At 32.4% G+C, this 6,245-nt stretch carries 4 protein-coding genes and 1 pseudogene; all 5 read right to left on the reverse strand.

From position 1 onward, the window contains the following. Window positions 1-14: 14 nt before the first annotated feature. Window positions 15-560, reverse strand: coding sequence for an MSC_0624 family F1-like ATPase-associated membrane protein (locus T329_RS0101625; protein ID WP_029608704.1), 546 nt, complete (start codon window positions 558-560; stop codon window positions 15-17). A gap of 9 nt (window positions 561-569) precedes the next feature. Then, window positions 570-1,883: an Ig-specific serine endopeptidase MIP gene (gene mip, locus T329_RS03655; protein ID WP_051630125.1), complete on the reverse strand. Its 1,314-nt coding sequence runs from the start codon at window positions 1,881-1,883 to the stop codon at window positions 570-572. A 3-nt stretch (window positions 1,884-1,886) separates the two neighbouring features. Further along, window positions 1,887-3,227 carry a hypothetical protein gene (locus T329_RS03760; RefSeq protein WP_051630126.1) on the reverse strand — a complete coding sequence of 447 codons (1,341 nt, stop codon included), beginning with the start codon at window positions 3,225-3,227 and terminating at the stop codon, window positions 1,887-1,889. A 32-nt stretch (window positions 3,228-3,259) separates the two neighbouring features. Continuing rightward, window positions 3,260-5,518, reverse strand: a complete 2,259-nt coding sequence (locus T329_RS0101635) for a putative immunoglobulin-blocking virulence protein (protein ID WP_029608705.1) — start codon at window positions 5,516-5,518, stop codon at window positions 3,260-3,262. 542 nt (window positions 5,519-6,060) lie between these two features. Then, window positions 6,061-6,245 (reverse strand): annotated as a pseudogene (locus T329_RS03895) (IS30 family transposase); the annotation flags it as partial.

Genomic DNA, 6,245 nt, shown 5'->3' on the forward strand with positions numbered 1-6,245 from the left:
TACTTGTGAAATGATTAATGTTTTGGTATACCTAGACCTAATGGGTCACTTTTGCGTTTTGATTGGTATGCAAAAATTGCATAAGATAAATCGATTGCAAAAAGCGGAATAAATGCATAGAAGATTTTAATAATTTCTTTTGTGTTTTGATTTGTGTAAGTAAAGAACAAAATAAACGCACTTATCGATGTTAATAGATAAACACTAAATCAAGGTCAATATAAGTGTACTTTCTCTTTATTAATGTATAAATCTGAGTAAATTTTACTAATAGGATATACAAATATAAAAATTAATAAAGCCATTCTAAGCAACACAGCAAAGTTTAATTCCTTTAGTTGTGAGCTTGAAAAATTAAAGAAATATACAATTGTTTTTTGTGGCATGATATCTGCCGACATTAATGTTTTTTGCGCAAAAATAAAGATTAACAAACTGGCAACAAAAAATCAACTTGCTGAAATAATTTGGTAAATTCTAGCAGCTCAATTTCTTTTTTGTTTATTAACTAAAGATTCATAATCGTCATAAATACGCTTGCTTTCTAGTTGTGTATCCATTACACCTCCTTAGTTATTTGTTGTATTAGTGGTTGTTGTATCTTTATTTAAGATATCGCCTGTAAATTTAAATTCATCAGGAACATTATTTTTAGAAGCTCCGTTTTTAAATAGGTATGTATGGATTTTATTGTCACCGTATTTTTTGATTAAAGCTTCCAAATATGATGACTTTTGATCTTTACCACCACCATAGATTAGGTCATATTGCGGTAAGTTATATGATCCATAAGCACCGCGGTAATCATATCCCTCAGATCTAAAAGCGGCAACAAAATCAGTTTGTGCACTCTTAATAATTGTTGAGTGAACCCCAACTAATTCATTTTTTTGGTTTCTAACACTTGATCCTGATGAACCGCCAATTGGCACAAAGTGTCTTAACATGTATTGCAAACCAGTATTAAAGTATTGTTTTAGTGTTTTTTTATCATCGGCAAAAGTATCATAAAGTTCTTTACCTCTTATTGGCGACACAATGAATCCATCGTTTAAACCTGGTTTATCGATAAATGAACGATATCCGATGTTGTATGAAAGAAAGTTTCCTTTATCAAGTTTATTTTTTGGAATATTTGACTGTCCACCTTCAGAAACTGTGTTTGCACCATAAAATCTATAATCTGAGTTTACTCAAAGACTTCTAGTTCCTTCTTTTCTTTTGATCTGATCATCGTCAATATACATACGTAAGAAGAAATCTTCAGTTGCGGTTGGATATCCTAACGCAAAAAGTTCGTCCGTTTCCACTTGTTTAGGGTCATTTTTGTTAACACGTAAAGGATAATCGATTTTTGAGTAGTCTTTCAAGTATGATGTTGATAAGAATTTAACTTTTTTGTCTTCAGTTCTTGAATAGTAGTTATTAGTTACCGTTCTTGCAAGAGCTTCAGCAGTTTTATCTACGTTGTTAATTTCTCTATCTTGTTTAATTGCACTAAATTGAATAGTTGGTGCATTTTCTACGTATTTTGTAAAGTCAATTTCAATAACTGCAAAATCAATCATTTCTTCAACATCTTTGTATTTAGCTTTTTGCGCTTCAGTTAAGTATTGGATAGGTGAAGTTGATAAATAATCAGTTGCATCATAAATACGAGTAACCACTTTTTGAATGTCTTTACCTGAAAAGTTATATCTAGTAAAGTTAGGGTCTAAAGCGGCAATTTTCATTTTTGACATAACACCAATATTTTCATTGTCAAGGAAAGTTAAAGCCATTGCGTGCAGTGAATCTCTAGCCATTAAACGTGCAACGTGTGAGTTTGTACCAAAGTATCATTTAGTTGGGTATTTACCATTTTGTGGAATCTCATAGTCCATAATTTACATGGTTCCACCAGAACCTCTAAACATATTTCCGGCTTTAATTTGAGTTTCATAACCTTTAATTTCATCTTCGTATAGTTTGATAACGTTATCGTATGTATATGCTTCAATTTCTTTGATTTTTTCGTTGACACCATCAATTTTAGTTTGTCATCTTCTTCTTGTTGATTCTTTGTCAGCTTCAAAATCACGTTCTACTTCAAGATCTCTTTCGTATTCGTATTGTTTAATTAAGCGTCTTTGGATATCAATAGAAGCATCTTTATATTCTTTTAATCTTTGCTCAGCTACAGATGAATCTTTTCATTCTTTTAATTTTTTAATAGCGTCTTGAGCTTCTTTAATTTCTTTTTCGTATCTTTCATCTCAAGTAAAATCAACAGCTATTGTTTCTAATGAAATCTGTTTGTATCTTTCATTAGGTAATATTCTTGCTACACCAATTGATTGGTAAGGATTTCTATTGCCTAAAAAATCAACTGCTGAGTAATTTGTAGGAACTGAATGAGGGTGAATTGAAAGACCTTCAAAAGTGCCGTTTTCTCCTAATTTAGGTAAAGTGAAACCTTTTAAAATAGAGCTTTCATAATCAGGAACATGAGCTAGTTTTGCTTTTTCGTTGAATGCTTGTGCTCGTTGTGATGAATAATTTAGTTCAGGACGTGCAGTTTCGACGGTTGCACCACTGAATTGGTATTGTTGTTGCAATTCTTTGTAATATTTATCATTATCAATTTTTCATCTTTCAAGTTGACTAGCTTTATCGTATGCATCAAAATCGTCAACAGTGTTTCTGTTGTTACGAATGGTGCCATCATCATCAATACCATTGTTAGTGTTAAAATCGCCTAAAGAATAAGTTCTAATAACTTTATCTGTTGGGTCTGTTTTGTTAGTGAATTGAACAATAAAATCAACAATACCTGAGCCATTTTGCCCGTCTTTAGCTTTAGCGGAAATTAATAAAGTCGAAAATTGATTTTTATATTTATCTTTTAAAACTAAATCTACTATTTCTTGATATCTTTTTTCAATAGTTTGAGGAGTAAAATCACGTTTAGTTCTATTTTTTTCCTCGCCCTCACCCAGTTTTAATGTGAATAGATCATCAAAACTGGTAGGTATATTCATTTTTGTTGACGTTGAGGGTGCACCAGTTCCAGGAGTAGAACTACCTTGACCTGGTTTTGTGGTGTCTTGGTCTTTTTTCTTGTCAGGATCTTTTGTGCTGTCACTGCTGCTGTTTTCATCGTTCACGCAAGAAACGGCAAAAAGCACAGGCGCAATAGCAAAACCTGATATAGAAGCTAATGATAAGATTAGTTTTTTATTTCTCATAATTACTTCTCCTTTTTAATATATATTTTCAATTATTGGTATTCGTATCCAGAATCTTCTTCAACGCTAAATCCAGCGTTTTGAAGTTTTGATTTAAGTGCATCATTTCCAGCATCAACAACCACTTTACCTGAGAAGGCAGGGTTGCCATTACGAACTAATTCTGTTAATTTAACTAAATTAGCTATAGCTGAACTTGACAAGTCGCTACCCTTAATTTTAAATTTGTTAGTTGTAGCACCGTTACTAAAGAACACTTTTGGTTTTTCGTTCATGATTGGTTTTGCGAAGTGTTCTCAACCAGCTCTAGCTAAATCACGATCTGTTAGTTCATATTGCTCTTGATCATTAAAGAATGTTGCTCTTCAAATCTTACGAGCTTTATTAGATGGTTTAACAAAGTCATGGAAGATTAAACCACGCAATGTTTTCACTGTGGCCACTCTACTAAAGTCAAGGCCTGTTGGGTATGAGTTGTCGCCTTCATTGTGGTCAGGGTTTAAACCACCACCAAAACGACCTTGGAAGAATGGTTCATTGTTACGTGCATAATAAGCCATTCTTAGCCCATCGTTAATACGTTTAAATTCAGCTTCTTCATAACTAGCATTAACATTGTGGTCTTCTTTATCAAAACTCAATGTATCAAAAGTAATTCTGGTTGCCACAATAACGTTTGGTGAATATTCACGACTTACGTTGTAATCATTTGTGTTAATTCATTCTGTTTTACGAACTGATAATGGGTTTACATTTCATTCGTCTTGCAATGAGTTTCCGAGTGTGTATAGTGCTAATTCTTTAATGTGTTTGTTTTCCAATTCGATTAATGAACCTGTATTTGTTGCTTTGGCACTAAAGTAAAGTTCAAGTTGTAAAATTTCATCTGGTAATTCACGCATAATAGGTCTAAATGCTTGAGCTGAATCGGCTTGACCCATATTTTTGATACGATATGAAACAACGTTCAATTTTTCAGATTTAACTTTTTTAATAAGTGCGATTGTTTTATCGTATCCAGCTTTGTTGGCAGCATCAATTTCAAGAACTAATCCTTCATTAATTTGTTTAGGATCTTGTGAAGGGGTTTCTCTAGTCATTTTTGTTATTCTAATGCCATCGTTTTGTTTAACTATGTTCCTAAATGCTTCGTGAGTGTATGTAACATCTTCTTTTCTTCAACCTGGATAATTTCCGTTTCTAATGTCTTCAGGACTACGATTTCACTCAGTGTTATAACTAAATACTCTTCGTGTTGAGTTATCGCGACGTAATCTTGATGTTACAGTATTAAACTCATCAGGTGGAGATCAAGTATAGCCATTCAGTTGTCCATTTTCATCCAAATATGTGTTTCTTGGATCAAGCACATAGCCTTCTGCTAAGAATTTAGAAGCTGTACTTGATAACTTATTAATTTTGCTTTTGTCTAAGTTCTTGAACAATCAAATGTATCTGTGTGCTTTACTTGTGAAGGTGTGTTTTATACGTAAATATTCCTCTGCTTTGCCAGGAAGAAGCATTTTTAAAAGTTGAGGTTCATTTTCAAATAATCTTCATCATCTATCAAATTGACTTTCTCATCAACTTTGATTTTGTCTTACGTAACTGTCAATTTCTTCAGTCTTAATTTGATCTATAACTTCGTTAACCGAATCATTAATTCATTTACTGTTAACGCCTATTGGATTTTCTAAAGCATCTTTAACTACTGAGGCAATTAATTCATCAGTTACTTCGATGCTGTGTAATTTACCTGTACTGTTATTTGTATAAGGGTTAATGTTGGTTAGATTATTGATTTTGTCATAATTTGCAATTTCTCTAGGTTTAGCAGGAGTTACATCAGCTGCAACTTCGATACCATTGATAATAACTGTACGTTTATTATCGTCTTTATTTTTTTTAGGTGGTTTAGGTGGCTCTGGTACCGGAACTGGTTTAGGTTTAGGTGGCTCAGGTTTAGGCTCAGGTTTAGGCTCAGGTTTAGGTGTGTCTGGCTTGATTATTTCAGGTTTGGGCTCTGGCTTTGGTTCCTCTTTAGGTAATGGCTTTGGCTTTGGAATTTCTTTTAGGTTTGAATCATTATTAGATACGACTGTGTTGGTTAAATCTAAATTATCTTTAGGCACAAAATTTACCTTCGCATTTGCAGAAGATCTAAAAGTTAATGAATTTTGAGCATCAGCTGTTGCAACATAAACGGCAGCACCGATTAATGCTGCGGACGTAATTGAAGCTCCTAACGAAAGCAAAATAAATTTGTGTTTACGATTTTTAAAAAGTTTCATGGTTAACCTCCCAAGAGCTATTTAGTTTATATTGGTCAATAAATATATAAAAATTATACCTTTTTTAACTATAAAAAAGTGCTTGCAACTGCAAGCCCCCCCCTATTGTTTTGAAAAATGGACTGCAAATTTGCAAAAAATGTGGAACGTTTACCACATTTAAAAAATGTTGTTTATTAAAATTACGCAAAAATACGCCAATTTTTGTCAAAAACGAAAAAAATTAACATTTTTGCCACAAAAATTCAATATTTAAAAAATTGCGCTCTAAATAGCAAAAAAAATTTGAATTAATCTATATTTTTGCCGTAAATACTCGTTTTATAAGCTTTAACGAAAAAAATTTTTTTGAGTTTTGTTAAAAATGCACAACTTTTTTAGTTGCGCATCCTATAATGAAGGTTCAAGTGCAACACTTACTTTTATTATATTACAACGTGCAAACTCTTGGTTGAGCACGTTGTTTTTTTATTTATTTTAATTGGAAAAATCTCGGTTTGTAAAACCGACATAAATTTGTGCAACAAATTTTCTTAGTGTGCTTACACACTAACAGAAGAATAACGTTGAAAAACTTCTTTAGATGTTTTTCAACCTAAAATTTCTCTTGGCATATTGTTTATTGAATCGATGTACTCGTTAAGCTCTTCTTCAGACAATAGATTAAAGTCAAATCCTTTCTTATATTTTCTTCTGATTAATCCATTGAAATGCTCGTTGCTACCAC

The sequence above is a fragment of the Mycoplasma simbae ATCC 49888 genome (assembly GCF_000702705.1).
GTDB classification, from domain to species: domain Bacteria; phylum Bacillota_I; class Bacilli_A; order Mycoplasmatales; family Metamycoplasmataceae; genus Mycoplasmopsis; species Mycoplasmopsis simbae.